This window comes from Streptomyces sp. NPDC007945, assembly GCF_042958885.1.
Lineage (GTDB): Bacteria > Actinomycetota > Actinomycetes > Streptomycetales > Streptomycetaceae > Streptomyces.
The window spans coordinates 83,588-107,632 of the sequence record NZ_JBIBJV010000008.1; the positions used below are offsets into that span (position 1 = coordinate 83,588).

Genomic DNA, 24,045 nt, shown 5'->3' on the forward strand with positions numbered 1-24,045 from the left:
GGCACAGTCCTTCCGGACCGCTTCGAGCCGTGTGGGGCGGTTCCCCAATTCTGGCGTGGCCCGAGCGGGGGCGGCAACGAGCAATTGAGGCGGCTGACGGTAATGAACCGTTATGCCACTGATATCCCTGCCCAGTTACCCAGTATTCACTCGTAGTTCTCCCACCCTTCTCAGCCCTGGACGGCGAGCACCAGGGGAAAGACTCCTTCCGCTCCCGAACGCCGCAGCAGCCGCGCCGCCACGGCGAGGGTCCAGCCCGTGTCGGACAGGTCGTCCACCAGGAGCACCGGGCCGCCCGCCGAGGCCAGCCGCTCCGCGAGCGCGGGCGGAACCTCCAGGGCCCGGTGGAGTCCGATGACCCGCTGGGCGCTGTTGGTGCGGGACAGACGGGCGTCCTCCGCCTCGGGGGCGTACTCCACCGATCCGAGCAGGGGCATCCGGCCGATCTCGGCGATCCGGGCGCCGAGCGAGCCGACCAGGGCGGGCCGGCGCCGCGAGGCGACGGTCACCACCCCGGCGGGACGGGCCGACGCGTCGGAGGCGCCGGATGCCCAACCCCCGGGCCCCTTCGCCCAGTCGGCGAGCACCTGGACCACCGCCTGCACCACGTCGTCCGGCACCGGGCCGTCCGGCGCCGTGTCGGCGAGGAGCGGCCGGAGCCGGTTCCCCCAGCCGATGTCCGAGAGGCGTCCGAGGGCGCGGCCGCCGAAGGCCTGTTCGCCGGCCGGGATCCGGCCCTTCAGGTCGACGCCGGCGGCGGCCAGACCCGTCGGCCACATCCGGCGGGGCTCCACGTCCACGCCCGGACGGCCCAGCTCGCCCTTGGCCGCGTCCAGCGCCGCGCCCGTCACCTTCGGGTCGAAGCGCGGGCCCGCGCAGTTGTCGCAGCGGCCGCAGGGCGCCGCCTCCTCGTCGTCGAGCCGGCGCCGCAGGAACTCCATCCGGCACCCCGTCGTGGTGGCGTACTCCCGCATCGCCTGCTGCTCCGCCGACCGCTGCTCTGCCACCCATGCGTACCGCTCGGTGTCGTAGACCCACGGCTGTCCCGTGCTCTCCCAGCCGCCCTTGACCCGGCGCACGGCCCCGTCCACGTCCAGGACCTTGAGCATGGTCTCCAGACGGGTCCGGCGCAGCTCGACCAGGGGCTCGAGGGCCGGCAGCGACAGCGGCCGGCCCGCGGCGGCGAGGACGTCCAGCGTCCGGCGCACCTGCTCCTCGGGAGGGAAGGCGACGGAGGCGAAGTACCGCCAGATCGCCTCGTCCTCCTTGCCGGGCAGCAGCAGCACCTCCGCGTGCTCCACGCCTCGTCCGGCACGGCCCACCTGCTGGTAGTAGGCGATCGGCGAGGACGGCGACCCGAGGTGGACGACGAAGCCGAGGTCCGGCTTGTCGAAGCCCATGCCGAGCGCGGAGGTCGCCACCAGCGCCTTGACGCGGTTCGCCAGGAGGTCGTCCTCGGCCTGCTGGCGGTCGGCGTTCTCCGTCCGTCCCGTGTACGAGGCGACCGTGTGGCCGCACTGGCGGAGGTAGGCGGTGACCTCCTCGGCCGCGGCGACGGTCAGCGTGTAGATGATCCCGGAGCCGGGGAGCTCGTCGAGGTGGTCGGCGAGCCAGGCCAGCCGGTGGGCCGCGTCGGGCAGGGTGACCACGCCGAGGCTGAGGGACTCGCGGTCCAGCGGGCCGCGCAGGACGAGGGCGTCGGTGCCCGCGCCCGTGCCGAGCTGCTCGGCGACGTCCGCGGTCACCCGGGCGTTCGCCGTCGCCGTCGTGGCGAGCACCGGCACGCCGGCCGGGAGGTCGGCCAGCATGGTCCGCAGTCGCCGGTAGTCGGGCCGGAAGTCGTGTCCCCAGTCGGAGATGCAGTGCGCCTCGTCCACCACCAGGAGACCCGTCGCGGCGGCCAGCCGCGGCAGGACTTGGTCGCGGAAGTCGGGGTTGTTGAGCCGCTCGGGGGAGACGAGCAGGACGTCGACCTCGCCGGCCGCGACCTCCTCGCGGACGCTCTCCCACTCCTCGGTGTTGGACGAGTTGATCGTGCGGGCGCGGATGCCCGCCCGGGCCGCCGCGTCCACCTGGTTGCGCATGAGGGCGAGGAGCGGGGAGACGATGACCGTGGGACCGCTGCCGCGCTGGCGCAGCAGGGAGGTCGCGACGAAGTAGACCGCGGACTTGCCCCAGCCGGTCCGCTGCACCACCAGCGCCCGGCGGTGGTCGGCGACCAGCGCCTCGATGGCGCGCCACTGGTCCTCGCGGAGTCTCGCCGTGCCGGTCGGGTCCCCGACGAGTCGGGCGAGTACGGCGTCGGCGGTGGCGCGGAGCGCGGCGCGGTCTTCCGGGCGGTCTGCGTGGGTCATGCCTCCATGCAACCCGATGCCTCGGACATTCGGCGAACGAGGCCGCGATCTGTGGACAGTGAAGATCAGATCATCTGACGGTATATGCGGAGTTATCCACAGGGGTTGTCGGAAAACGGAGATCACGAGACGGTCCTCGCCATGAACGCGAACCACCACGAGACGAACGCATCCACCCGAGGCCGCGAGATCACCCTGCGCAGCCCCTCCGAGCTGGCCGACGCCCTGCCGTTCGTGCTCGGCTTCCACCCGACCGACTCGGTCGTGCTCGTCGCTCTCCACGGAGCGAACGGCCGCTTCGGCGGCCGGATCAGGGTCGGCATTCCCCGCTCGACCGGCGAATGGGACTCGATGGCGGACCACCTGGCGGAATGCCTCGTCGAGAACTCCGCCAAGCGCACCACGCCACCCGACGGCATCGTCGGCTTCCTCTGCCAGGACCCGGGGCCCGGCGAGACCGCGCGCCAGGTCCACGAGCGGCTGCGGCCCCTCGCCCAGCGGCTCAGGACCGCCTGCGGCGCCCTCGACATCCCCGTCTACGAGGTGCTGTGCATCTCCGACGGCCGCCACTTCTCGTACTGCTGCCCCGACACCCGCTGCTGCCCGCCCGAGGGCACCCCGCTGGCCCTCGCCGGCACCTCGGTCATGGCCGCGGCCGCCGCTTACGCGGGCATCCGGGTACGGGGCTCGCTGCGGGAGATGGAGGCCTCCTTCAAGCCCACCGGTGCACCCTGCGAAGAGGAGCAGCGCGCCGCCCTCGACGCCGCCGCGACCGCGATCGTCCCCCGCGTCGTCGAAGGCGCGGAGGAACACGTCAGGGCGGAGCTCCGCGAGACCACCCTCGCCCTCGCGGGCCGGCTCCTCGGCAGGTTCGGCGAACCGCCGCGCCTGATCGCGGAGGACGGCACCCGCCGGGGCCCGGCCGCTGTCGAGGCGGACGATGACGCCCGCGTCGACCCCGGCGAGGCGGCGGCCGTGATCCTGGGGCTCCAGGACCGCGCCACCCGCGACCGGCTCGCCGAATGGATGGAGGGGGCCGAGGGCGCCGCCGCCGTGCGGCTGTGGCGCGTCCTCGCCCGCCGCTGCGTCTCCCCCTACGAGGAGTACGCCGCCGCGCCCCTGACCCTCGCCGGCTGGGCCGCCTGGTCGACCGGCGACGAACCGACCGCCCGCGTCGCCCTCGGCCTCGCCCTCCAGGCCGACCCCGAGTACGTCTTCGCGAGGCTGCTGCACCAGGCGTGCAACGAGGGACTCGACCCGGAATCGCTGCGGTCCTGCCTGCGCCAGGAGCGGGAGGACCGCGTCGCGGCGGCGAAGAAGGCCCCGGCCCCCGCTGCCGGCCGGACCCGCACCCGGACCCGCGTGCGGGGGGTCCGCGCCGGATCGAGGCCGGTCCTCCCGGGGGCCAGGCGCGACGGCGCGCCGCGCGGGAGCGGGCGGGGCCGGGGGAGGACCGGCGTACGACCCGCCGGACGGGCCGCGACGCGGCCCGGAAGGGCCGCCCCGCAGCACGGCGGGCGGCGCGGGACGAGGAGCGGCCGATGACGACCGTGACCCGAGGCGCCGCCGGACCGTTCACCTCTGTGGCGGAGCCGGGCGAGCCGTGCCGCCGACACCCCGCCGGCCGTCCGGATCGCACAGAGAGCACGCCCCACCCCCCATGGTCCTCAGCCCTGTCCCGGCCCCCGGACACCCGACCGAACACCCCGCCCGGAGACCGTCCGCGGGGAGCGGCGCCCCCGCCGTCCACGGGCCACGCCCCGGGGAGCTTCCGCCGGTCCACGATGCCCTGCTCTGCGTCGCCCTGCCCGCCTTCGCCATCTCGCCCGAGCACGGCCAGCTCACCGGGCACGGGCCGGAGGGCGTGTACGCCTCCGGGCGGCGGCTCCTCTCCCGCAGCGTCCTGCGGGTCGGCGGACGCGAACCCGTCCCCCTCCAGGGGCGGCTCGCCGCCGCCGACCGGGCCGTCTTCGTCGGTGCCCTCCGCGTCCCCGGTGACACCGGCCCCGACCCCGGCGTCACCGTCGAGCGCTCCCGGGGCGCCGACGGATCCGAACGGATCACTCTCCGCAGCGCGGTCCCCCGCCCGGTCCGCGTCCCGGTGGAGGTCGCTCTGGGCACGGATCTCGCGGAGCTGGGCGCGATCGCGTCCGGGCACCCCCGGCCGGAGCTCAGGCCCAGCGTCCACGGCACCGGCCTCCGCTGGACCGCCCCCGACGGCCGCTCCGTGGCCGTCACCGCCGACCCCGCGCCGACGGACGCCCTGGCGGCGGTCGGGGTCCTCCGCTGGGAAACCGACCTCGCCCCCGGCACCGCCACCACCCTCCACCTCCGGGTCCGGGCCGAGCGGTCCCCCGGCGTCGCCGCGCCCGCCGGCGGCGGCCGCCCCGGCGGGCACCTGCTCGCCGACGCCCGGGCGGAGGGCGACGACCAGCGGACGGGCGCGCTGCTCCGCGCCTCCGTCGAGGACCTCCGGGCCCTCCTCCAGCGCGACCCCGCCCACCCCGCCGACGTCCACGTCGCGGCCGGAGTCCCGTGGCGCTGCGGGCCCGCCACCGCGGAAGCCCTCTGGGCGGCCCGCATGGCCCTGCCGCTCGGCACCCGGCTCGCCGCCGCCACCCTGCGCGCCCTCGGCCGCACCCAGCTCGCCGGCGGCACCGAGTCCGGACGCGTCCCCGGCCCGCTGCGGGACGCGGGACCGCACCTCCCGCCCCGCTGCACCGGCGTCGAGGCCACCCTCGCCTTCCCCGTCGTCCTCGCCGAAGCCCGCCGGTGGGGCCTGCCCGCGGCCGAGCTCGACGCCCTCCTTCCGGTGGCGGAGCGCTGCCTGGGCTGGCTGCGCCGAGGCCTCGACGCGGACGGCCTCCTGCCGGACCCGGCGCCCGGCGGCCCCTGGCGGGCCGAGACACAGGCCCACGCCCACCGGGCGGCCCTGCTCGGGGCCGACCTCCTCGACTCCTGCGGACGGCCCGGCGGGGAGGAGCTGCGGGGCGCCGCCCGCACGCTGCGCACCCGGTTCCGCGCCGAGTTCTGGCTCGACGACCTCTCCGGCGGCCGGCCCGCCGCCGCCCGATCGGCGGAGGGACGTTCCTGGCCCCAGTTCGGCGGGTGGGCCGCCCACCTCCTCGACACCGGCCTCCTCGACGGCGGCCGGTACGCCCAGGGGCTGCTCGACCGGACCGAGACCGAACAGCTCGCGCGGCTGCTCGGCACCCCCGCCCTCGACTCGGGCTGGGGACTGCGCAGCCTCGGCGCCAAGGAACCCGGACACAACCCCTTCGGGCACCGGGCCGGCGCCGTCCGCGTCCACGAGACGGCCGTCGCCGTCGCCGGACTGGCCGCCGCCGGATACGAGAAGGAGGCCGTGTCCCTGCTCCGCGGCCTCCTCGACGCCGCCGAGCTCTTCGGGCACCGGCTGCCCGAGATGTACGCGGGCGAGCAGCGCACGGCGGGGACGCGCCCGGTGCCGCACCCGGCCGCCTGCCGGCCCGCGGCCGTCGCCGCCGCCGGAGCCGTCCACGCGCTCACCGCCCTCGCCGGGATCCGACCCGACGTTCCCGGCCGGACCGTCGCCGTGCACCCCCTGGCGTCCGCGCCGCTGGGAGCGCTCCGGCTCTCCGGCCTCGTCGTCGCCAGGGAACCCTTCGCCGTACGGGTGAGCCGTCTCGGGCTCGGTATGGTCGAGGAGGCCGCCGAGTCCCTGCAACTGGGGGTGTGACGCATGCCGGACACGGAGACGAGGAACCCCTCCCGGCCGGGGGAGGACGTCGAAGGCGGAGAGCGCACGACGCGTGTTTATCGTCAAAAGGACGACTATGATCGCGGCATGCCCTACGACCCGTCGGCCTTCCCGCCCTTCGCTGTCACCGTCGACCTGGTCGTCCTCACCGTACGGAGCCACGCGCTGTGCACCCTGGTCGTCCGCAGGGGAGAAGAGCCCTTCCAGGGGAGATGGGCGCTGCCGGGAGGCTTCGTCCGTGACGACGAGGACCTCGGCGCCGCCGCCGCGCGCGAACTGGCCGAGGAGACCGGGCTGCGCGCCCACGACCCGTCGGCGCCGTCGCCGGTGCCGGACAACGGCGCGCACCTGGAACAGCTCGCCACCTACGGAGCACCCGGGCGCGACCCGCGCATGCGGGTGGTGAGCGTCGCCCACCTCGCGCTCGCCCCCGACCTGCCCGCGCCCCGGCCGGGCGGCGACGCCAACAGCGTGCGCTGGGCACCCGTGGAGAAACTGCTCGACCAGCCGTGGACCAGCGACCCCGACTCCCCGGACGCGCTCGCCTTCGACCACGCCCAGATCCTCTCCGACGGTGTGGAGCGGGCCCGTTCGAAGATCGAGTACTCCTCGCTCGCCACGGCGTTCTGCCCGCCGGAGTTCACCGTCGGCGAGCTGCGCCGGGTCTACGAGGCGGTCTGGGGCGTGACGCTCGACCCCCGCAACTTCCACCGCAAGGTCACCGGAACCCCCGGTTTCCTCGTGCCGACCGGAGGGACCACGACCCGTCAGGGAGGACGCCCCGCCCAGCTGTTCAGGGCCGGCGGAGCGACCCTGCTCAACCCGCCGATGCTGCGCCCCGAGGTCTGAGGAGCGGAAGCCGCCGCCGCCCCCGAGGCGGCAACCCTGCGGGATAAGTCCGAAATCTAACGTTATCTTGCTGCGATAGCGCCGCCCTGCCGCGGAGCGGTGACTCCTACCGCGAGAGAAGCGATGCTCCAGGCCATCGGACTGACCAGTGCCCCCCGCCGCGACCGCCCGCCGGCCGTGGACGATCTGACCTTCGAGGCCCCGACCGGGGCCGTCACCGCCCTCGTCGGACCCCCGGGCTCCGGCAAGACCACCGCCCTGCGCCTGCTCCTCGAACTCGACCCCGGGCGCGGACTCACCTACTTCCGGGGGCGGCCGCTGCGCCGGATCGCCCAGCCGGCGCGCGAGGTCGGCGTCATGCTCGGCGACGTGCCGGGCCATCCGTCCCGCACCGTCCGGGGGCAGTTGCGCATGCTCGCCGCGGGCGCGGGCGTACCCGTCGCCCGGGCCGACGCCGTGATCCGCGACGTGGGCCTCGGCGGACTGGAGGAGGTGCGACTCGGCACCCTCCCGCGCGGGGCCGACCGCAGACTCGCGCTCGCCGCCGCCCTGTTGGGGCAGCCGCACACCCTGCTCCTCGACGCACCGGGGGCGGGGCTCTCCGCGGCGGAACGGCTCCGGCTGCACGACCTGTTGCGCGCGCACGCTGAGGCCGGCGGCACCGTCCTCTACACCACCCGGGACCCCAAGGACGCCGCCCGCAACGCCGATCACGTCGTCGCCCTCGACGGCGGCCGTCTCGTCGCCGTCCAGGAGGCGGGTGACTTCGCGCGCACCCGGCTGCGGCCGAGGGTCGCCGTCCGCACCCCGCACGCCGCGCGGCTCGCCGCCGCGGTGACCCAGGAGGCCCGCGCCGCGCGCCGCCCGGTCGAGGTCGACACGGAGGACGGCACCCTCCTCCTGGTGTACGGCGGCGACTGCGCTCAGGTGGGGGACATCGCGTTCCGGCACGGCGTACCCCTCCACCGGCTCGCGGAGGAGACGGGCGACGGCGGGCCCGGACCGGTCGCGACCACCGCCGCGGAGCGCCCGGCCGAGCGTGCGCCCGCGCCGCTTCCCGGGCCGCACCGGCCGACGCGGACTCCGTTGCGGCCGCTCCGGTACGAGTTGCGCCGGATCGCCGGCCTGCCGTCCACGGGGCTGATCCTGGCCGGCGCCCTGGCGGTGTCGGCGGTGCTCGCGGTGCTCCTCGGGCGGGGCGGTGGCACCCCGCTGCCCGCGGTGCTCGCCGCCTGGCCCGAGCTCATGCCCCTGCCGCCCGCCGCGCTCGGCGCGGGACTGATCGGCGCGCTCTCCTTCGGGGAGGAGTACCGCTACCCCGCCCTGACCGCGGGCCGCGGCGCCGTGCCGCGGCGGCCGGCGCTGCTCCTCGCCAAGCTCGCCGTCTCGGCGGTCGTCGCCCTGCTCCTCGGCGCGCTGGTGGCCGGCGCCGACCTTGCGGTCCTCCGCCTCTTCTACGGACCGGACTTGATCGCCGTACCAGACAACTGGGCATCGATGAGCGCGAGTTGGCTGGGCCTCTCGTTGGGGTGCGCGTGGGCGGGGGTGCTGGGGGCGGGGGTGTTCCGGGCCGCGGCGGCCGGAGTGGCCGCGGTCCTGTTCGTCCCGGTCGCCTTCGTTCCGCTGCTGCGGCAGGTGATGAGCGGCCCCGCCGTCCGTTCCGTCGCCGGACTCCCCGCACGGCTCGGGGAGTTCGCCGGACCCCGCTGGGCGCCGCCGCTCGACCGGTGGCTCTCCGGGGCGCTGGAGGTGGTGGCGCAGCCCGCCGGGGTGGCTCTCGCGCTCACGTTGACGGTCCTTCTCTGCGCCTATGTGATCACCGGGCTTCGCCGACAGGCCCGTTGGTGATCACGTACGGACCGAAGCCTTCCTCGTGGGTGGCAACTCGCTTGTGAAATGTCGGTTTTGTCCGAATAATCGTCAATTGTGTAGGGGGCGCCGATCACCCTTTCGTGTGCTTTTCACCAAAGACCTCAAGGGCCACGGAGGCCACGCCGACAAAGGATGCGTGAGTACCCTTGCGCATACGATGATGACCGCCGCCCGCTCCGTCGACTCCGGCCTCGGCGCCACGGGCGATCTCGACCGCTACCCCTACGCGGAGGCGCCCACCGCCGACCGCGTGGGCCCGCGCCCCTGGGAGGGGGTGGACACGGACCTCGGCCGCGTCGGCCGCCGCACCGCCGGCAGCCGGGGCCGCGGACTGCACGGCCAGCTCGTCCAGCAGCTCGGCCAGATGATCGTCTCCGGCGACCTGGGCGCGGACCGCCCCCTCGTTCCCGAGGAGATCGGCCAGCGCTTCGAGGTCTCGCGCACCGTCGTGCGCGAGTCGCTGCGCGTCCTGGAGGCCAAGGGCCTCGTCAGCGCCCGGCCCAACGTCGGCACCCGGGTCCGCCCGGTCAGCGACTGGAACCTGCTCGACCCCGACATCATCGAGTGGCGCGCCTTTGGCCCGCAGCGCGACGACCAGCGGCGCGAGCTCAACGAGCTGCGCTGGACCATCGAGCCGCTCGCCGCCCGCCTCGCCGCCGGTCACGGCCGCGAGGACGTCCAGCAGCGCCTCGCGGACATGGTCCAGATCATGGGCCACGCGTACGCGCAGGGCGACGGCATCACCTTCTCCCGCGCCGACACCGAGTTCCACTCCCTGCTCATCCAGCTCGCGGGCAACCGCATGCTGGAGCACCTCTCCGGCATCGTGGCCGCCGCCCTCCAGGTCTCCGGCGGACCCGTCACGGCCTGTGACCGGCCGAGCGAGAGCTGCCTGGCGCACCACGGCCGGATCGTCGACGCCCTCGCCGCGGGGGACGCCACCGCCGCCGAGACCGCCATGCGCCAGCTGCTGACGGTCCACCCCGAGGTGGAACCCCGCGTCGTTCCCGCCCCGCGCGAACACTGATCCGCGGACCGTGGCCGGAAGCACGCGGGCGCGTACGCAAGGAGTGCCGCCGGGGCCGAGCGCGGTCCGGGGAGCCCGTCCGGGCCCCCCGGACCGCGCCAGGTGTCGGCGGCGCCGAATGTACGCTTGATAACTGCTTGCCCCTTTCGTCGCGGATGCGGTGTGACTCGGGACACGAAGATTGGGCGTAACACTCCTCCGAGCCGTGCGATGACCTAAGAGGTGACAGCCGAGGAAGGAATACAGCAGCCGGTGGAGGCGCTGTGCAGTTCCCCGGTTCAGCCCGCGCCGTCGGCACATTCCCCGTCGACGGCCGTCGGCTCCGGCTCGATCTTCGGGCGGGGCCGGAAGCCGTTTCCATCGTTCCGAGAGGTTGTTCGTGTCGGCCAGCACATCCCGTACGCTCCCGCCGGAGATCGCCGAGTCCGAGTCTGTGATGGCGCTCATCGAGCGGGGAAAGGCTGATGGGCAGATCGCCGGCGATGACGTGCGTCGGGCCTTCGAGGCTGACCAGATTCCGCCAACCCAGTGGAAGAATGTTCTGCGCAGCCTCAATCAGATCCTCGAGGAAGAGGGTGTGACGCTGATGGTCAGTGCAGCGGAGTCGCCGAAGCGCGCCCGCAAGAGCGCAGCAGCGAAGAGCCCGGCCAAGCGCACCGCCGCCAAGACCACCGTCACCGCCCGGGCGGCGACGGTGACGAGGACCAGCGTCGCCACCGGCTCGGCGGCCCCCGCGGCCGAGAGCGACGACCCGGCCGACGAGGCCGCGTCGCCCGCCAAGAAGGCGGCCGCGAAGAAGACCGCCGTCAAGAAGACGGCGGCCAAGAAGACCGTCGCCAAGAAGACGGCGGCCAAGAAGACCGCGTCCAAGAAGTCCGACGACGAACTGATCGAGGGCGAGGAGCTTCTCGAGGACGTCGCGCCGGGCAAGGACGAGGAGGAGACCGAGGGCGAGACCAAGGGCTTCGTCCTGTCCGACGAGGACGAGGACGACGCGCCCGCCCAGCAGGTCGCCGTCGCCGGTGCCACCGCGGACCCGGTCAAGGACTACCTGAAGCAGATCGGCAAGGTCCCCCTGCTCAACGCGGAGCAGGAGGTCGAGCTCGCCAAGCGCATCGAGGCCGGTCTCTTCGCCGAGGACAAGCTCGCCAACTCGGACAAGATCGCCCCGAAGCTCAAGCGCGAGCTGGAGATCATCGCCGAGGACGGCCGCCGCGCCAAGAACCACCTCCTGGAGGCCAACCTCCGTCTCGTGGTCTCGCTGGCCAAGCGCTACACCGGCCGCGGCATGCTCTTCCTGGACCTGATCCAGGAGGGCAACCTCGGTCTGATCCGCGCGGTCGAGAAGTTCGACTACACCAAGGGCTACAAGTTCTCCACGTACGCCACCTGGTGGATCCGTCAGGCGATCACCCGCGCCATGGCCGACCAGGCCCGCACCATCCGTATCCCGGTGCACATGGTCGAGGTCATCAACAAGCTCGCGCGCGTCCAGCGCCAGATGCTCCAGGACCTGGGCCGCGAGCCCACCCCGGAGGAGCTGGCCAAGGAACTCGACATGACCCCCGAGAAGGTCATCGAGGTCCAGAAGTACGGCCGCGAGCCGATCTCCCTCCACACCCCCCTGGGTGAGGACGGCGACAGCGAGTTCGGTGACCTCATCGAGGACTCCGAGGCGGTCGTGCCGGCCGACGCGGTCAGCTTCACGCTCCTCCAGGAGCAGCTGCACTCCGTCCTCGACACGCTCTCCGAGCGCGAGGCCGGCGTGGTCTCCATGCGCTTCGGCCTCACCGACGGCCAGCCGAAGACGCTCGACGAGATCGGCAAGGTCTACGGCGTGACCCGCGAGCGGATCCGCCAGATCGAGTCGAAGACGATGTCGAAGCTGCGGCACCCGTCGCGCTCGCAGGTCCTCCGGGACTACCTCGACTGATCCGTCCGAGGTACACGGCAGTGGACGAAGGGTCCGGTTCCCCGCTCGGGGACCGGGCCCTTCGGCCGTGCGGGGGTGCATCGGACCCCTCCGTGCCGGACGCTGGGTGAACGGATATCAGCGGAGAGTCAGGAGGCTCCATGCGCGGTTCCTTCACCCGAGCGTTGACGGGTGCCCTGGGTGTGATGGCGGCGGTGGCCGGAACGGTGGCCGGTGCGGCCCCCGCCGCCGCCGACAGCGTCGTGGTGGGCGGCAGCCCCGCCGAGATCACCGACGCGCCCTGGGTCGTGGCGCTGTCCAGCCGTGACCGGTTCGGAGGTACGCGCGCGGGCCAGTTCTGCGGGGGCGTCGTCGTCGCGCCCACCAAGGTCCTCACCGCCGCCCACTGCGTCAGCCGAGAGGCGCTGGGCGGCGCTCCCTGGCAGCTGCCGGACTTCTCGGTGATCGCCGGCCGGGCGGCGCTGCGCGGGGAGGGCGGGCAGGAGGTGCGGATCGCGGACACCTGGGTGAACCCGGCGTACGACCCGACGACCAACTCCGGTGACCTCGCCGTGCTCACCCTCGCGGAGTCCCTGCCGGGCTCCTACGTCATCAAGGTGGCGGCGCCCGGGGACGCGGCCGAGAACCCCGGCACGCCGGCCGACGTGTACGGCTGGGGCGACACCAGCGGCAACGGCAGCTACGCCGCCTCGCTGCGCTCCGCGCGCGTCCAGGTGCTGCCGGACGGGGCGTGCGAGCGGGCGTACCCGGGCGGCTTCGGAGGCGTCTCGTACCGCAAGGAGACGATGCTCTGCGCGGGCGATCCCCGGGGTGGCAGGGACGCCTGCCAGGGCGACAGCGGCGGGCCGCTGGTGGCCCGGGGGGTGCTGGTGGGCCTGGTGTCGTGGGGGAGCGGCTGCGGGGAGGCGGAGAACCCCGGCGTGTACACGCGGGTGTCCGCGGTGGTGCCCGAGCGGCTCTGAGAGGGCGCACGGGCCCCCGGCCGACCCGGCCGGGGCCCGTCGCCGCCTCGCGGGAGCGGCGGGAACGAGAAACGGGCGGTCACCCCTGGTGCGAGGGGTGACCGCCCGTCGTCCGGCCGCCTAGGGCCGGACCTGAGCTCGTCGTGGATGCGGCGGCGTCAGTGCTCGTCGCCCACCGTTCGGGCCGGCACGTCGGTGAGCCGGTCCGTCTCATCCTGTATCTCAACGGCGATCTTCTTGAGTTCCGGCTCGAACTTGCGACCGTGGTGGGCGCAGAAGAGCAAGTCACCTCCGCTGGCCAGGACGACACGCAGGTAAGCCTGGGCGCCGCAGCGGTCGCAGCGGTCAGCGGCCGTCAGGGGGCTCGCGGGGGTCAGAACAGTAGTCACGTCGCCTCTTCTCTAGCTCGACGAGCTGTCGTACCAGGGTCAACATCCAACCAGGCCGAAAACGTTCCCGCTCGTGGCTTTTCCTTGAAACTTTTTTCCCAAGGTGGCTGTCTGCTGCCGGTTGGCGGCGAATGAACCGTATTGCGTCGCTCTACGGGTTTCGCGTTGCGGTGGTGTGTCGGTCGTCCTCCCGGCGGGGTTGCCGGTTGTTCATGAGGACGTGCCCGGAGCCTAGATGGTTCATGCGCGGAAGGGAACGTGACGTTCGCGTCACCCCTACGAGGGATCGAACATCCATGCGAGCCTGGACTAGCATGAGGAAACCGAGTGGGTGGCGTTTCAGCGGCCCGACCAGGCATCGGTACCCTCTGAGCGGTGAGCGACGCCGGTTCTCACCCCATCGGGCAAGATCTCAAATTCAGCGAGGAGCGAACCGCGTGACCGCCGAAACGTCCGTGCCGTCCAGTGCGCTGCTGACCGCAGACCGTGACGGTTCCAACTACACCGCGCGGCACCTGCTCGTCCTCGAAGGGCTCGAAGCGGTCCGCAAACGCCCCGGGATGTACATCGGGTCCACCGACAGCCGTGGCCTGATGCACTGCCTCTGGGAGATCATCGACAACTCGGTCGACGAAGCCCTGGGCGGCTACTGCGACCACATCGACGTCATCCTCCACGACGACGGCTCGGTGGAGGTCCGCGACAACGGCCGCGGCATCCCCGTCGACGTCGAGCCCAAGACCGGTCTCTCCGGCGTCGAGGTCGTCATGACCAAGCTGCACGCCGGCGGAAAGTTCGGCGGCGGCTCCTACGCGGCCTCCGGTGGTCTGCACGGCGTCGGCGCCTCCGTCGTCAACGCCCTCTCCGCCCGCCTCGACGTCGAGGTCGACCGGAACGGCGCCACGCACGCGATCAGCTTCCGCCGCGGCGTCCCCGGCATCTTCACCGAGCAGGGCCCGGACAGCCCCTTCGACCCGGCGAGCGGGCTGATCAAGGGCAAGCGGGTGCCCAAGACCCGCACCGGCACCCGCGTCCGCTACTGGGCCGACCGACAGATCTTCCTCAAGGACGCCAAGCTCGGCCTGGAGACGCTGCACCAGCGCGCCCGCCAGACCGCCTTCCTCGTGCCCGGGCTCACCATCGTCGTCCGCGACGAGCGGGACCTGGAGGGGATCGGCAAGAGCGAGGAGGTCTTCCGCTTCGACGGAGGCATCAGCGAGTTCTGCGAGTACCTCGCGCAGGACAAGGCCGTCTGCGACGTGCTGCGCCTCTCCGGTCAGGGCACCTTCAAGGAGACCGTTCCCGTCCTGGACGACCGCGGCCACATGACCCCCACCGAGGTCACCCGCGAGCTCGGCGTGGACGTCGCGCTGCGCTGGGGCACCGGGTACGACACCACCGTCCGGTCCTTCGTGAACATCATCGCCACCCCCAAGGGCGGCACCCACGTCTCCGGCTTCGAGCAGGCCGTCACCAAGACCGTCAACGAGGTGCTGCGCTCGGCGAAGCTGCTGCGCGTCGCCGAGGACGACATCGTCAAGGACGACGCCCTGGAGGGCATGACCGCCGTCGTCACGGTCCGGCTCGCCGAGCCGCAGTTCGAGGGCCAGACCAAGGAGGTCCTCGGCACCTCGGCGGCCCGCCGGATCGTCGCCACCGTCGTCGCCCGCGAGCTCAAGGCCTTCCTGACCTCCACCAAGCGGGACGCCAAGGCGCAGGCCCGGGCCGTCCTGGAGAAGGCCGTCGCCGCGGCCCGCACCCGGATCGCCGCCCGCCAGCACAAGGAGGCGCAGCGCCGGAAGACCGCCCTGGAGACCTCCTCGCTGCCGGCGAAGCTGGCCGACTGCCGCAGTGACGACGTGGAGCGCAGCGAGCTCTTCATCGTCGAGGGGGACTCCGCGCTGGGCACCGCCAAGCTCGCCCGCAACAGCGAGTTCCAGGCGCTGCTGCCGATCCGCGGCAAGATCCTCAACGTCCAGAAGTCGTCCGTCTCGGACATGCTCAAGAACGCCGAGTGCGGCGCGATCATCCAGGTCATAGGGGCCGGTTCGGGCCGCACCTTCGACATCGACGCGGCCCGCTACGGCAAGGTCATCATGATGACCGACGCCGATGTCGACGGCTCGCACATCCGGACGCTCCTGCTGACCCTCTTCCAGCGCTACATGCGGCCCATGGTCGAGGCGGGGCGGGTCTTCGCGGCCGTGCCGCCGCTCCACCGGATCGAGCTGGTCCAGCCCAAGAAGGGCCAGGACAAGTACGTGTACACGTACTCCGACAACGAGCTGCGGCAGACGCTCCTGGAGTTCCAGCGCAAGGGGGTCCGCTACAAGGACTCCATCCAGCGCTACAAGGGCCTCGGCGAGATGGACGCCGACCAGCTCGCGGAGACCACGATGGACCCGCGCCACCGCACCCTGCGCCGGATCAACATCGGCGACCTCGACGCGGCGGAGACCGTCTTCGACCTGCTGATGGGCAACGACGTGGCCCCCCGCAAGGAGTTCATCACCAGCTCGGCGGCGACGCTCGACCGCTCGCGCATCGACGCCTGAGGCACACCACCGCTCCGCACCGACGGCCCGGCCCCGCACGAAGGGGCCGGGCCGTCGGCGTCCATACGCATATCGGCCCGGTCCGGTCAGTCGGCGAGCCGAAGTATCACTGGATGGGGTGAAGACCGGAGGGAGAAGAGTCCGGGATCTGCCCACTCTGTCCATCCTTGGGCACGCGGCCGAAACGGTTCGCTGACAAGGAGAGTTGACCGGTGGAGCAGCTGGACGAGCAGGAGCGCGCGGGGGCGCGGGACGACGGTACGGCCCGGGACGGCGGGACGGCCGGGGCGGCCGGAGCGGTGCCCCGGCAGCGGTACGACGAGGCCGCGCAGGGCGCGCCGGGGGCCGCCGGGATCTACCTGGAGGTCCAGCGCAGCCCCGCCTTTCAGGAGGTGCGGCGCCGCTACCGCCGCTTCGTCCTCCCCGCCACCCTCGCCTTCCTGCTCTGGTACCTCGCCTACGTCGTCGCCGCCACCGCCGCCCCCGGCCTGATGGCCCGCCCGGTGGCGGGCGCGGTGAACGTGGCGATGGTCGCCGGACTCGGCCAGTTCCTCACCACCTTCCTCCTCACCTGGGCCTACGCACGGCACGCGCGGCTGCGCCGGGACCGGGCGGCGCTCGAACTGCGCTGGGACACCCAGGAGATGACGAGGGGGGCCGGACAGTGGTGACCGGAGACCACCAGACCCTCGCCCTGGTCCTCTTCAGCGTCTTCGTCGCCGTGACGCTGGCCATCACCACCTGGGTGAGCCGCGATCGGCACGGCTCGGCCGAGGAGTTCTACGCGGGAGGCCGGCTCTTCTCGCCGATGGAGAACGGCTTCGCCATCGCCGGCGACTACATGTCGGCGGCCTCCTTCCTCGGCATCTCCGGCCTCATCGCGCTCTACGGCTACGACGGCATGCTCTACTCGGTCGGCTTCCTCGTCGCCTGGCTGGTGGTGCTCCTCCTCGTCGCCGAACTCGTCCGCAACTGCGGCAGGTTCACCCTCGCCGACGTCGTCGCCGCGCGGATGGCCGAGCGGCCCGTCCGCATCGCGGCCGGCACCTCCTCCGTCGCCGTCTCGGTCCTCTACCTGGTGGCCCAGATGGTCGGCGCCGGCAGCCTGGTCGCGCTCCTCCTCGGCGGCACCGGCGAGGCGGCGCGCACCTGGACCGTCATCGGCGTCGGCGCGCTGATGGTGATCTACGTGTCGCTCGGCGGGATGCGGGCCACGACCTGGATCCAGATCGTCAAGGCGGTGCTGCTGATGGCGGGCACCGTCGCGCTCACCGTGCTCGTCCTCGTCCGCTTCCACGGCGACGTGAACAGCCTGCTCAGCACCGCCGCCGAACGCAGCGGACACGGCGACGCCTTCCTCGGCCCCGGGCTGCGCTACGGCGGCGACTGGACCGCCCGGCTCGACTTCATCAGCCTCGGCCTCGCGCTCGTCCTCGGCACCGCGGGCCTGCCGCACATCCTCTCCCGCTTCTACACCGTGCCCACCGCGCGGGCCGCCCGCCGCTCCGTCGTCTGGTCCATCGGCCTCATCGGCGGCTTCTACCTGATGACGATCGTCCTCGGCTTCGGCGCCGCCGCCCTCATCGGCTCTGCCGAGGTCCGCGCCTCCAACGCCTCGGGGAACACGGCCGTCCCGCTGCTCGCGCTCGACCTCGGCGGGGGAGCGGGCTCCACCGGCGGCACGGTGCTCTTCGCGGTCGTGGCGGCCGTCGCGTTCGCGACCATCCTCGCCGTCGTCGCCGGGATCACCCTGGCGTCCTCCGCCTCGGTCGCCCACGACCTCTACGCCTCGCTGCGCCGGCCTGGCCGGCGGCAGTTCAGCGAGGTCGCGGTGGCCCGGGTGGCCGCCGCGGTCGTCGGCGCCGTCGCGATCGGCCTCGGACTGCTCGCCAGCGACCTCAACGTCGCCTTCCTCGTCGGCCTCGCCTTCGCGGTCGCCGCCTCGGCCAACCTGCCGGTGCTGCTGTACTCGCTCTTCTGGCGCCGCTTCACCACCCGGGGCGCAGTCTGGTCCGTCTACGGCGGACTCGTCCCCGCGGTGCTCCTGGTGGTGTTCTCTCCGGTCGTCTCCGGCAGCCCGGAGGCGCTCTTCCCCGGCGTCGACTTCCGGCTCTTCCCGCTCCAGAACCCGGGCGTGGTCTCCATCCCCCTCGGCTTCCTCGCCGGCTGGCTGGGCACCGTCACCTCGCCCGAACCGCCCGACGAGGCACGGCACGCGGAGACCGAGGTGCGGGCGCTGACGGGGGCCGGGGCGGTCTGACGGAGTCGGAGGCGGCGGCGCGTCAGGGGGAGGAGACCCAGGTGTAGCGGTGCTCGGGGCGGCCGGTCTCGCCGTAGCGGAGGGAGAGCCGGACGCGCCCGGTCCGTTCGAGCAGCTTGAGGTAGCGCTGGGCGGTCTGGCGGCTGACACCGGTCCGGTCGGCGAGCTCCTGGGTGGAGAGGGGGCCGCCGGCGGCGAGCAGCGCCTGGCGGACCAGCTCGGCCGTCGTCGGGGAGTGCCCCTTGGGCAGGTCCGGGGTGACGGAGCCGGCCGCGAGGGTGCCGAAGATCCGGTCGACCTCGGCCTGCTCGGCCTCGCCGCCGTTCTCCAGGGCGCGGCGGAGCGTCGCGTACGCCTCCAGCTTGGCGCGCAGCCCGGCGAAGTTGAACGGTTTGACCAGGTACTGGAGGGCGCCGTGCCGCATCGCCGCCTGCACGGTCGCCACGTCCCTGGCCGCGGTCACCATGATCACGTCGCACTGGTGGCCGCGGGCCCTGAGCTCGCGGATGGCGGCGAGGCCGTTCTCGTCGGGGAGGTAGTGGTCCAGGAGGACCAGGTCGACGGGGTGGCCGTCGAGGGCGTCCAGCGCCTCGGCGGTGGAGTGGGCGGTGGCCGAGACCCGGAAGCCGGGCAGCTTGGTGACGTACGCGGCGTTCACCCGGGCCACGCGGACGTCGTCGTCGACGACGAGCACGTCGATCATCGGGGCACCTCCTGCGTCGGGGGCGGACCTTCCACCGCGGTGTCCGGGGCCCCGGCGTCCTGGGACCGTTCGGTGAGGGCGTCCGGGAGGATCACCGTGAACCGGGCGCCGCCGGTCTCGGCCGTCGCCACCCGCGCGGTGCCGCCGCGCCGCTCGGCCAGGCGGCGTACGAGGGCGAGGCCGAGGCCGCGCCGGCCGTGCGAGGGCGGTTCCTTGGTCGTCCAGCCCTCGGTGAAGATCAGCTCCCGGCGGTCCACGGGGACGCCGGGGCCGCTGTCGGCGACCTCCAGGACGACCGTCCGGCCCTCGGCGCGCAGCGCCACCTCGACCCGGGCGTCCTCGGTGCCGGCGGCCGCGTCCAGGGCGTTGTCGACGAGGTTGCCCACGACGGTGACCAGTTCGCGCGGATCGACCAGACGGTCGGGGAGCAGGGAGCCCGGGGCGATCCGAAGGGAGACGCCCCGTTCGGCGGCGACCGTCGCCTTGCCGACGAGGAGCGCCGCGAGCAGCGGGTCGTGGACCTTCTCCGTCACCTGCTCGGCGGTCGCCCGGTGGACCCCGACGACCTCGGTGACGAAGTCGGCCGCCTCCTCGTACAGCTCCAGTTCGAGCAGCCCCAGGAGGGTGTGGAGCCGGTTGGCGTGTTCGTGGTCCTGGGCCCGCAGGGCGTCGATCAGGCCGCGGGTGGAGTCCAGTTCCCGGCCGAGCCGTTCCAGCTCGGTGCGGTCGCGCAGGGTCGCCACGGCGCCGCCGTCGTCGGTGGGCATCCGGTTGGCGATGAGCACGCGGTGCCCCTGGACGGTCACGAGGTCGGCGCCCGTCGCCCGGCCGGTCAGCACGTCCGCCGTGCGGCCCGGGCCGAGGAGCGCGTCGAGCGGCTGCCCGGCGGCCTCGGGGCCGAGGCCGAGCAGGCGCTGCGCCTCGTCGTTGAGGAGCCGCACGGAACCCTTCCGGTCCAGGGCCACGACGCCCTCGCGGATGCCGTGCAGCATCGCCTCGCGTTCGGCGAGCAGAGCCGAGATGTCCGAGAAGGCCAGGTCTCGGGTCTGGCGCTGGATCCGCCGGGAGATCAGGTACGCCGCCAGGGCGCCGGCCGCCAGCGCGCCGCCCGCGTAGGCCAGCAGGCCGGGGATGGCGGAGAGCAGCCGGTCGCGGACGCTGTCGTACTCGATGCCGACGGAGACGGCGCCGACGATCCCGCCGTCGGCGTCGAGCAGCGGCGCCTTCCCGCGGGCCGAACGGCCGAGGGTTCCGCTGTCGATCTCCATCACCTCGCGGCCGGCGAGCACCTCGCTCGGGTCGGTGGAGACGGTCCGGCCGATCTGGGCGGGGTCGGTGTGCGACCAGCGCACGCCGCGGGTGTCCATGACGACGACGTACTCGGCGCCGGTCGCGGCCCGGATCCGCTCGGCCTCGCGCTGCACCGGGCCCGTCGCCGACGGCGGCCCGCCGGCCAGGTCCGCGGCCGTGCGCGGGGAGGCCATGGTCTCGGCGATGGCGAGGGCCCGCCGCATGGCCTGGTCGTCGAGCTGGGCGCTCAGCGGGGCCAGGAAGAGTCCGGTGGCCAGCACGGTCACACCGGTGGCGACGGCCAGCTGCATCAGCAGCACCTGCGAGAACACCCGCCGCGGCCATCCCAGCCGGCGCCGCCGGCGCACGGCCGGCCGCGCGGAGGAGAGCGAAGCGGTGCCGGTCATGCCCGAAACGGTACGGGGACGGCCCGCGCGACCGGAAATGCGGGCGGGTGGACGGCCGGGCCCGTCCGGCCGGTCGGACCCGGGCCGGGGATCCCGATGCGCCGACCGGACGCCGGCGTGCGCGCGTGTGCGGGGAGGCGGTGGGGGCAGGCTGCCTATCCTGGGGGCCGGTCCGGGGGCCGCGCCGGGGTCCCTCCCGGGCCGTGTCCGGCGTCGTCCAGTGAAAGGTTCGGTTCGTGAGCGCGCAGCAGATTCCCGTCGTCGTCCTCGCCGGGTTTCTCGGGGCCGGGAAGACCACGCTCCTCAACCATCTGCTGCGGGGCTCCCGGGGGACCCGCATCGGGGTCATGGTCAACGACTTCGGCGACATCGGGATCGACGCGATGACCGTCGCCGGGCAGGTGGGCTCGACGGTCTCCCTGGGGAACGGGTGCCTGTGCTGCGCCGTCGACGCGAGCGAGCTGGACGAGTACCTGGAGGTCCTGACCCGGCCCGAGCTGCGCCTCGACGTGATCGTGATCGAGGCGAGCGGGCTGGCCGAGCCGCAGGAGCTGGTGCGGATGGTGCTCGCCAGCGAGAACCGGCGGGTCGTGTACGGCGGGCTGGTCGAGGTCGTCGACGCCGCCGAGTTCGCGGCCACGCGGGAGCGGCACCCCGAGACCGACCGGCATCTCGCCCTCGCCGACCTCGTCGTGGTCAACAAGGCCGACCGGGTGTCCGGGGAGGAGCTGCGCGCGGTCCGGGAGACCGTGGCCGGGCTCGCGGGGAGGGCCGCGGTCATCGAGGCGGCGCACGGCCGGATCGATCCCGAGCTGCTCTTCGACCGGGTCGTCCCGGAGGACGAGATCGCCGGGCAGATGTCGATCGAGGACATCCTCTACGCCGACGAGGACGACCACGCGCACCCGCACGCCGCCTACGACACCGTGTCCCTGGCGACCGGCGTGCCGCTGCACCCGCGCCGGCTGATGGCCTTCCTCGACTCGCGTCCCGAGGGCCTGTACCGGCTCAAGGGCTTCGTGGACTTCGGCGTCGCCGACCCCGAGCACCGCTATCTGGTGCACGCCGTCGGCCGCTTCCTGCGGTTCTACCCGGAGCCCTGGCCGCCCGGCGAGGAGCGGCTCTCCCAGCTCGTCCTGATCGGCTCGGGCGTCGACGCGGCCGCTCTGCGCAAGGAACTCGCCGCGTGCGAGCAGGACGGGCCCGGGGACACCCCGGACGACCACAGCATGTGGGGCGTCCTGCGCTACGTCCCCCGGGACGACGACGAGCCGCCCGCGGACATCTAAGCCGCCGTCACCTCCGCCCGCGTCCGGCCGGCCGTCGTCAGGCCGACCGCCGTCAGGTAGGTGTCGAGGGTGGCGTCGGCGTGGGTGCCGGCCCAGCCGACGTAGCCGTCCGGGCGGATGAGGAAGACGCCGGGGCCGTACGGGGCGTACGGCGGGAGTGCGGCGGTGCGGACGGAGGGCGGGAGGGACGGCGGCGCGTCGGTGGCGCCGACCGTCAGCAGGGTGAAGTGCGGGCCGCGGAAGAGGTCGAAGAGGCGCCCCTCGCCGTACGGCCCGTCCGGGGCGCGGTCGCCGGCGCGCACGGTGTCCTCGGGCGTCTCGGGGCGGGTGTCCACCGCGAGGGCCGAGTCCCGGTAGCCGAGGCCGAGCTGTTGGACGTCCTTGCCCCGCTGGGTGGCCGCGCCGTCGGCGGTGGCCCGGTGCAGGCGGGTGCTGAGGCCGAGGACCTCCGCCGCCACGGGGCGGCGCTCCGCCTCGTACGAGTCGAGGAGTTCGGCCGGTGCGCCGTGGAGCAGGACCTGGGCGAGCTTCCAGCCGAGGTTGTACGCGTCCTGGACGCCGGTGTTGAGTCCCTGGCCGCCGGCGGGGGAGTGGACGTGGGCCGCGTCGCCCGCCAGGAAGACGCGGCCTTCCCGGTAGCGGTCCGCGAGCGCCGCCCGGGCGCGGTAGTCCGAGGCCCAGGGCACCGCCGTGATCTCTTCCGCCGACAGGGGCGTGCGGGTGGTGAGGAGGGTGCGCACGCCCTCCGGGGTGGTGTCCACGGTGGCGGCCTCGTCCTCGAAGGTGGCGGCGAGCTGGAAGAGGCCGTCGCCGCCCGGCAGCGGGCAGAGCGCCACGCCGCCGTCCGGGGCCCGCCAGACGTGCCAGTGGTCCCGGTCGGTCACCGCCCCGGCGGCGATCCGCACATCGGCGACGAGCATCGGGCGCGGGTCGACGGTCTCGCCGGTCATGCGGATGCCGAGGGCCCTGCGGACGGTGGAGCGGCCGCCGTCGGCGCCCACCAGACAGGCGGCCGTGATCGTCTCGCCGCCGCTCAGCTCCACCGCCACGCCGTCCTCGTCCTGGGCGAGCCCGGTCAGCTCGGCACCGAAGCGGACCGCGCCGCCGAGCTCCGTCAGCCGGGCGTACAGCAGTTCCTGGGTGCGGGACTGCGGGATCAGCAGCGTGTTCGCGTACGGCACCTGCTCGGTGGGCTCGGAGCGCTCGATCATGTCCCACTCGCCGCGGCGCTCGGTGCCCTCCCAGGCCAGCATCCGCGGGTACGAGGTCCCGGCGGCCAGCACCCCGGGCAGCACGCCCAGATCGTCCAGGACCTCCTGGGTGCGGGGCTGGAGCCCCTTGCCGCGCGAGCCGGGGAAGAGCCCGCGGGCCCGCTCCAGGAGGAGCGCCCGGACTCCACGGCGGGCGAGGTCGAGGGCGAGTACCAGCCCCGTCGGCCCCGCCCCCGCGATGACGACGTCCGTGTCCCTGTCCGTGGCCCCGGGCGCCGTGGTCCTGCCCGCCGTGCCCCTGTCCCTGGCGCTGGCCGCGCCCGTGCTCGCTGTCATGGCGGGCGCCCCCTTCCTTAACGTCGTTAAATAGCGATACCCCCAGAATGGCCTTAACGACGTTAAGGAGTCAAGGGGATACCGTGACGGAGTGGCGACCAAGAAGACGAGCAAGCTGGAACCCGGCCAGGTGGCGGAGACCGCCCTGCGGCTGCTGAACGAGCGCGGGCTGGAGGGGCTCACGCTCCGGGCGATCGCCCAGGAGCTCCACGTCCAGGCCCCGGCGCTGTACTGGCACTTCAAGAACAAGCAGGCCCTGCTCGACGAGATGGCGACCGTCATGTACCGGCGGATGGTCGCCGACCCTGATCTCCGGCCGGCCGGCGGGCAGAGCTGGCAGGAGCTCATGCTCGCCGCCAACCGGGGGCTGCGCGCCGGCCTGCTGCGCTACCGCGACGGCGCCAAGGTCTACAGCGGCGCCCGCTTCACCGGCACCGACCACGCCCAGGACATGGAGCGCCAGCTCGGCGCCCTCGTCGACGCCGGGTTCTCGCTGCGCGAGGCGGTGCGGGCCAGCACGACGGCGTACATGTTCACGCTCGGCTTCGTCACCGAGGAGCAGGGCACGGAGGACCAGCCCGGCGAGCCCCGGGAGGGCTTCGACATCGAGGAACGCGCCCGGCGCCTCGCCGACTACCCCCTGGCGGCCGCGGCCGGCGCCGAGATCTTCGCGGGCTACGACGAGCGCTTCGAGGAGGGGCTGCGGCTGATCATCGCCGGCATCGAGACGCTCTACGTTCCCGGCGCCACCCGCAGCTGACCCGGCCCGGCCCGCCGCGGTCCCCCCGGCCCTCCGCCTGACCGGCCCCCCGCCCCGACCCCGCCCGCGACCGGCGCGCACCGCGAAGCCCCCCGCTCCCTTCCGGAGC

At 73.7% G+C, this 24,045-nt stretch carries 17 protein-coding genes; 12 read left to right on the plus strand and 5 right to left on the minus strand.

Going from position 1 to position 24,045, the window contains the following annotated elements; translation table 11 throughout:
- Window positions 1-170: 170 nt before the first annotated feature.
- A complete protein-coding gene (locus ACFZCF_RS24670; RefSeq protein WP_388449467.1) occupies window positions 171-2,354 on the minus strand; it encodes a RecQ family ATP-dependent DNA helicase in 2,184 nt (727 codons plus the stop codon).
- A 141-nt stretch (window positions 2,355-2,495) separates the two neighbouring features.
- On the opposite strand from ACFZCF_RS24670, the gene ACFZCF_RS24675 reads away from it, so the two are divergent.
- From ACFZCF_RS24675 to ACFZCF_RS24705, 7 genes are all read left to right on the plus strand, one after another.
- On the plus strand, window positions 2,496-3,899 hold the full coding sequence (locus tag ACFZCF_RS24675) for a DUF4192 family protein (protein ID WP_391288825.1): 1,404 nt from the start codon (window positions 2,496-2,498) through the stop codon (window positions 3,897-3,899).
- A gap of 115 nt (window positions 3,900-4,014) precedes the next feature.
- Window positions 4,015-6,072 carry a glycogen debranching N-terminal domain-containing protein gene (locus tag ACFZCF_RS24680; protein WP_391288826.1) on the plus strand — a complete coding sequence of 686 codons (2,058 nt, stop codon included), beginning with the start codon at window positions 4,015-4,017 and terminating at the stop codon, window positions 6,070-6,072.
- 108 nt (window positions 6,073-6,180) lie between these two features.
- Window positions 6,181-6,942, plus strand: coding sequence for an NUDIX domain-containing protein (locus tag ACFZCF_RS24685; RefSeq protein ID WP_388449464.1), 762 nt, complete (start codon window positions 6,181-6,183; stop codon window positions 6,940-6,942).
- 123 nt (window positions 6,943-7,065) lie between these two features.
- On the plus strand, window positions 7,066-8,790 hold the full coding sequence (locus tag ACFZCF_RS24690; protein WP_391288829.1) for an ATP-binding cassette domain-containing protein: 1,725 nt from the start codon (window positions 7,066-7,068) through the stop codon (window positions 8,788-8,790).
- A gap of 160 nt (window positions 8,791-8,950) precedes the next feature.
- Window positions 8,951-9,841 carry a FadR/GntR family transcriptional regulator gene (locus ACFZCF_RS24695; protein WP_388449462.1) on the plus strand — a complete coding sequence of 297 codons (891 nt, stop codon included), beginning with the start codon at window positions 8,951-8,953 and terminating at the stop codon, window positions 9,839-9,841.
- A gap of 379 nt (window positions 9,842-10,220) precedes the next feature.
- Window positions 10,221-11,774, plus strand: coding sequence for an RNA polymerase sigma factor (locus ACFZCF_RS24700; protein WP_391288831.1), 1,554 nt, complete (start codon window positions 10,221-10,223; stop codon window positions 11,772-11,774).
- Between the two features lie 140 nt (window positions 11,775-11,914).
- On the plus strand, window positions 11,915-12,736 hold the full coding sequence (locus ACFZCF_RS24705; protein ID WP_391288833.1) for a trypsin-like serine protease: 822 nt from the start codon (window positions 11,915-11,917) through the stop codon (window positions 12,734-12,736).
- A gap of 158 nt (window positions 12,737-12,894) precedes the next feature.
- Here ACFZCF_RS24705 and ACFZCF_RS24710 read toward each other — a convergent pair whose 3' ends face one another.
- Window positions 12,895-13,125 carry a hypothetical protein gene (locus ACFZCF_RS24710; protein WP_030495106.1) on the minus strand — a complete coding sequence of 77 codons (231 nt, stop codon included), beginning with the start codon at window positions 13,123-13,125 and terminating at the stop codon, window positions 12,895-12,897.
- Between the two features lie 437 nt (window positions 13,126-13,562).
- Between ACFZCF_RS24710 and ACFZCF_RS24715 the strand changes: the two genes are divergently transcribed.
- The 3 genes from ACFZCF_RS24715 to ACFZCF_RS24725 all read left to right on the plus strand — a co-directional run bounded on the left by ACFZCF_RS24715 (window position 13,563) and on the right by ACFZCF_RS24725 (window position 17,940).
- Window positions 13,563-15,680, plus strand: a complete 2,118-nt coding sequence (locus ACFZCF_RS24715) for a type IIA DNA topoisomerase subunit B (protein WP_388449459.1) — start codon at window positions 13,563-13,565, stop codon at window positions 15,678-15,680.
- A 221-nt stretch (window positions 15,681-15,901) separates the two neighbouring features.
- Window positions 15,902-16,351: a DUF485 domain-containing protein gene (locus ACFZCF_RS24720; protein ID WP_388449499.1), complete on the plus strand. Its 450-nt coding sequence runs from the start codon at window positions 15,902-15,904 to the stop codon at window positions 16,349-16,351.
- The gene (locus tag ACFZCF_RS24725; RefSeq protein ID WP_388449458.1) at window positions 16,348-17,940 is read left to right on the plus strand and encodes a cation acetate symporter; all 1,593 of its coding nucleotides are present in this window, start codon (window positions 16,348-16,350) and stop codon (window positions 17,938-17,940) included. Before ACFZCF_RS24720 ends, ACFZCF_RS24725 begins: the two co-directional genes overlap by 4 nt.
- A gap of 22 nt (window positions 17,941-17,962) precedes the next feature.
- On the opposite strand, the gene ACFZCF_RS24730 is transcribed toward ACFZCF_RS24725, so the two are convergent.
- Together ACFZCF_RS24730 and ACFZCF_RS24735 are read right to left on the minus strand one after the other, a co-directional pair.
- Window positions 17,963-18,643 (minus strand): response regulator, encoded by a 681-nt coding sequence (locus ACFZCF_RS24730; protein WP_388449457.1) that lies wholly within the window; start codon window positions 18,641-18,643, stop codon window positions 17,963-17,965.
- Window positions 18,640-20,340, minus strand: coding sequence for an ATP-binding protein (locus tag ACFZCF_RS24735; RefSeq protein WP_391288837.1), 1,701 nt, complete (start codon window positions 20,338-20,340; stop codon window positions 18,640-18,642). The genes ACFZCF_RS24730 and ACFZCF_RS24735 overlap by 4 nt, the downstream gene beginning before the upstream one ends.
- Before the next feature lie 236 nt (window positions 20,341-20,576).
- On the opposite strand from ACFZCF_RS24735, the gene ACFZCF_RS24740 reads away from it, so the two are divergent.
- Window positions 20,577-21,629 carry a GTP-binding protein gene (locus ACFZCF_RS24740; RefSeq protein WP_391288839.1) on the plus strand — a complete coding sequence of 351 codons (1,053 nt, stop codon included), beginning with the start codon at window positions 20,577-20,579 and terminating at the stop codon, window positions 21,627-21,629.
- Here the strand turns inward: ACFZCF_RS24740 and ACFZCF_RS24745 are convergent.
- A complete protein-coding gene (locus tag ACFZCF_RS24745; protein ID WP_391288841.1) occupies window positions 21,626-23,176 on the minus strand; it encodes an FAD-dependent monooxygenase in 1,551 nt (516 codons plus the stop codon). The genes ACFZCF_RS24740 and ACFZCF_RS24745 overlap by 4 nt on opposite strands.
- Window positions 23,177-23,267: 91 nt before the next feature.
- Here ACFZCF_RS24745 and ACFZCF_RS24750 point away from each other — a divergent pair, with 91 nt between their 5' ends.
- The gene (locus ACFZCF_RS24750; RefSeq protein WP_391288843.1) at window positions 23,268-23,936 is read left to right on the plus strand and encodes a TetR/AcrR family transcriptional regulator C-terminal domain-containing protein; all 669 of its coding nucleotides are present in this window, start codon (window positions 23,268-23,270) and stop codon (window positions 23,934-23,936) included.
- Window positions 23,937-24,045 lie beyond the last annotated feature (109 nt).

Bases quoted from the DNA above. Each gene is read 5' to 3' on its own strand.
- ACFZCF_RS24735 (WP_391288837.1), bottom strand. From the start codon at position 20,340: ATGACCGGCACCGCTTCGCTCTCCTCCGCGCGGCCGGCCGTGCGCCGG.
- ACFZCF_RS24745 (WP_391288841.1), bottom strand. From the start codon at position 23,176: ATGACAGCGAGCACGGGCGCGGCCAGCGCCAGGGACAGGGGCACGGCG.
- ACFZCF_RS24730 (WP_388449457.1), bottom strand. From the start codon at position 18,643: ATGATCGACGTGCTCGTCGTCGACGACGACGTCCGCGTGGCCCGGGTG.
- ACFZCF_RS24685 (WP_388449464.1), top strand. From the start codon at position 6,181: ATGCCCTACGACCCGTCGGCCTTCCCGCCCTTCGCTGTCACCGTCGAC.
- ACFZCF_RS24705 (WP_391288833.1), top strand. From the start codon at position 11,915: ATGCGCGGTTCCTTCACCCGAGCGTTGACGGGTGCCCTGGGTGTGATG.
- ACFZCF_RS24680 (WP_391288826.1), top strand. From the start codon at position 4,015: ATGGTCCTCAGCCCTGTCCCGGCCCCCGGACACCCGACCGAACACCCC.
- ACFZCF_RS24675 (WP_391288825.1), top strand. From the start codon at position 2,496: ATGAACGCGAACCACCACGAGACGAACGCATCCACCCGAGGCCGCGAG.
- ACFZCF_RS24670 (WP_388449467.1), bottom strand. From the start codon at position 2,354: ATGACCCACGCAGACCGCCCGGAAGACCGCGCCGCGCTCCGCGCCACC.
- ACFZCF_RS24690 (WP_391288829.1), top strand. From the start codon at position 7,066: ATGCTCCAGGCCATCGGACTGACCAGTGCCCCCCGCCGCGACCGCCCG.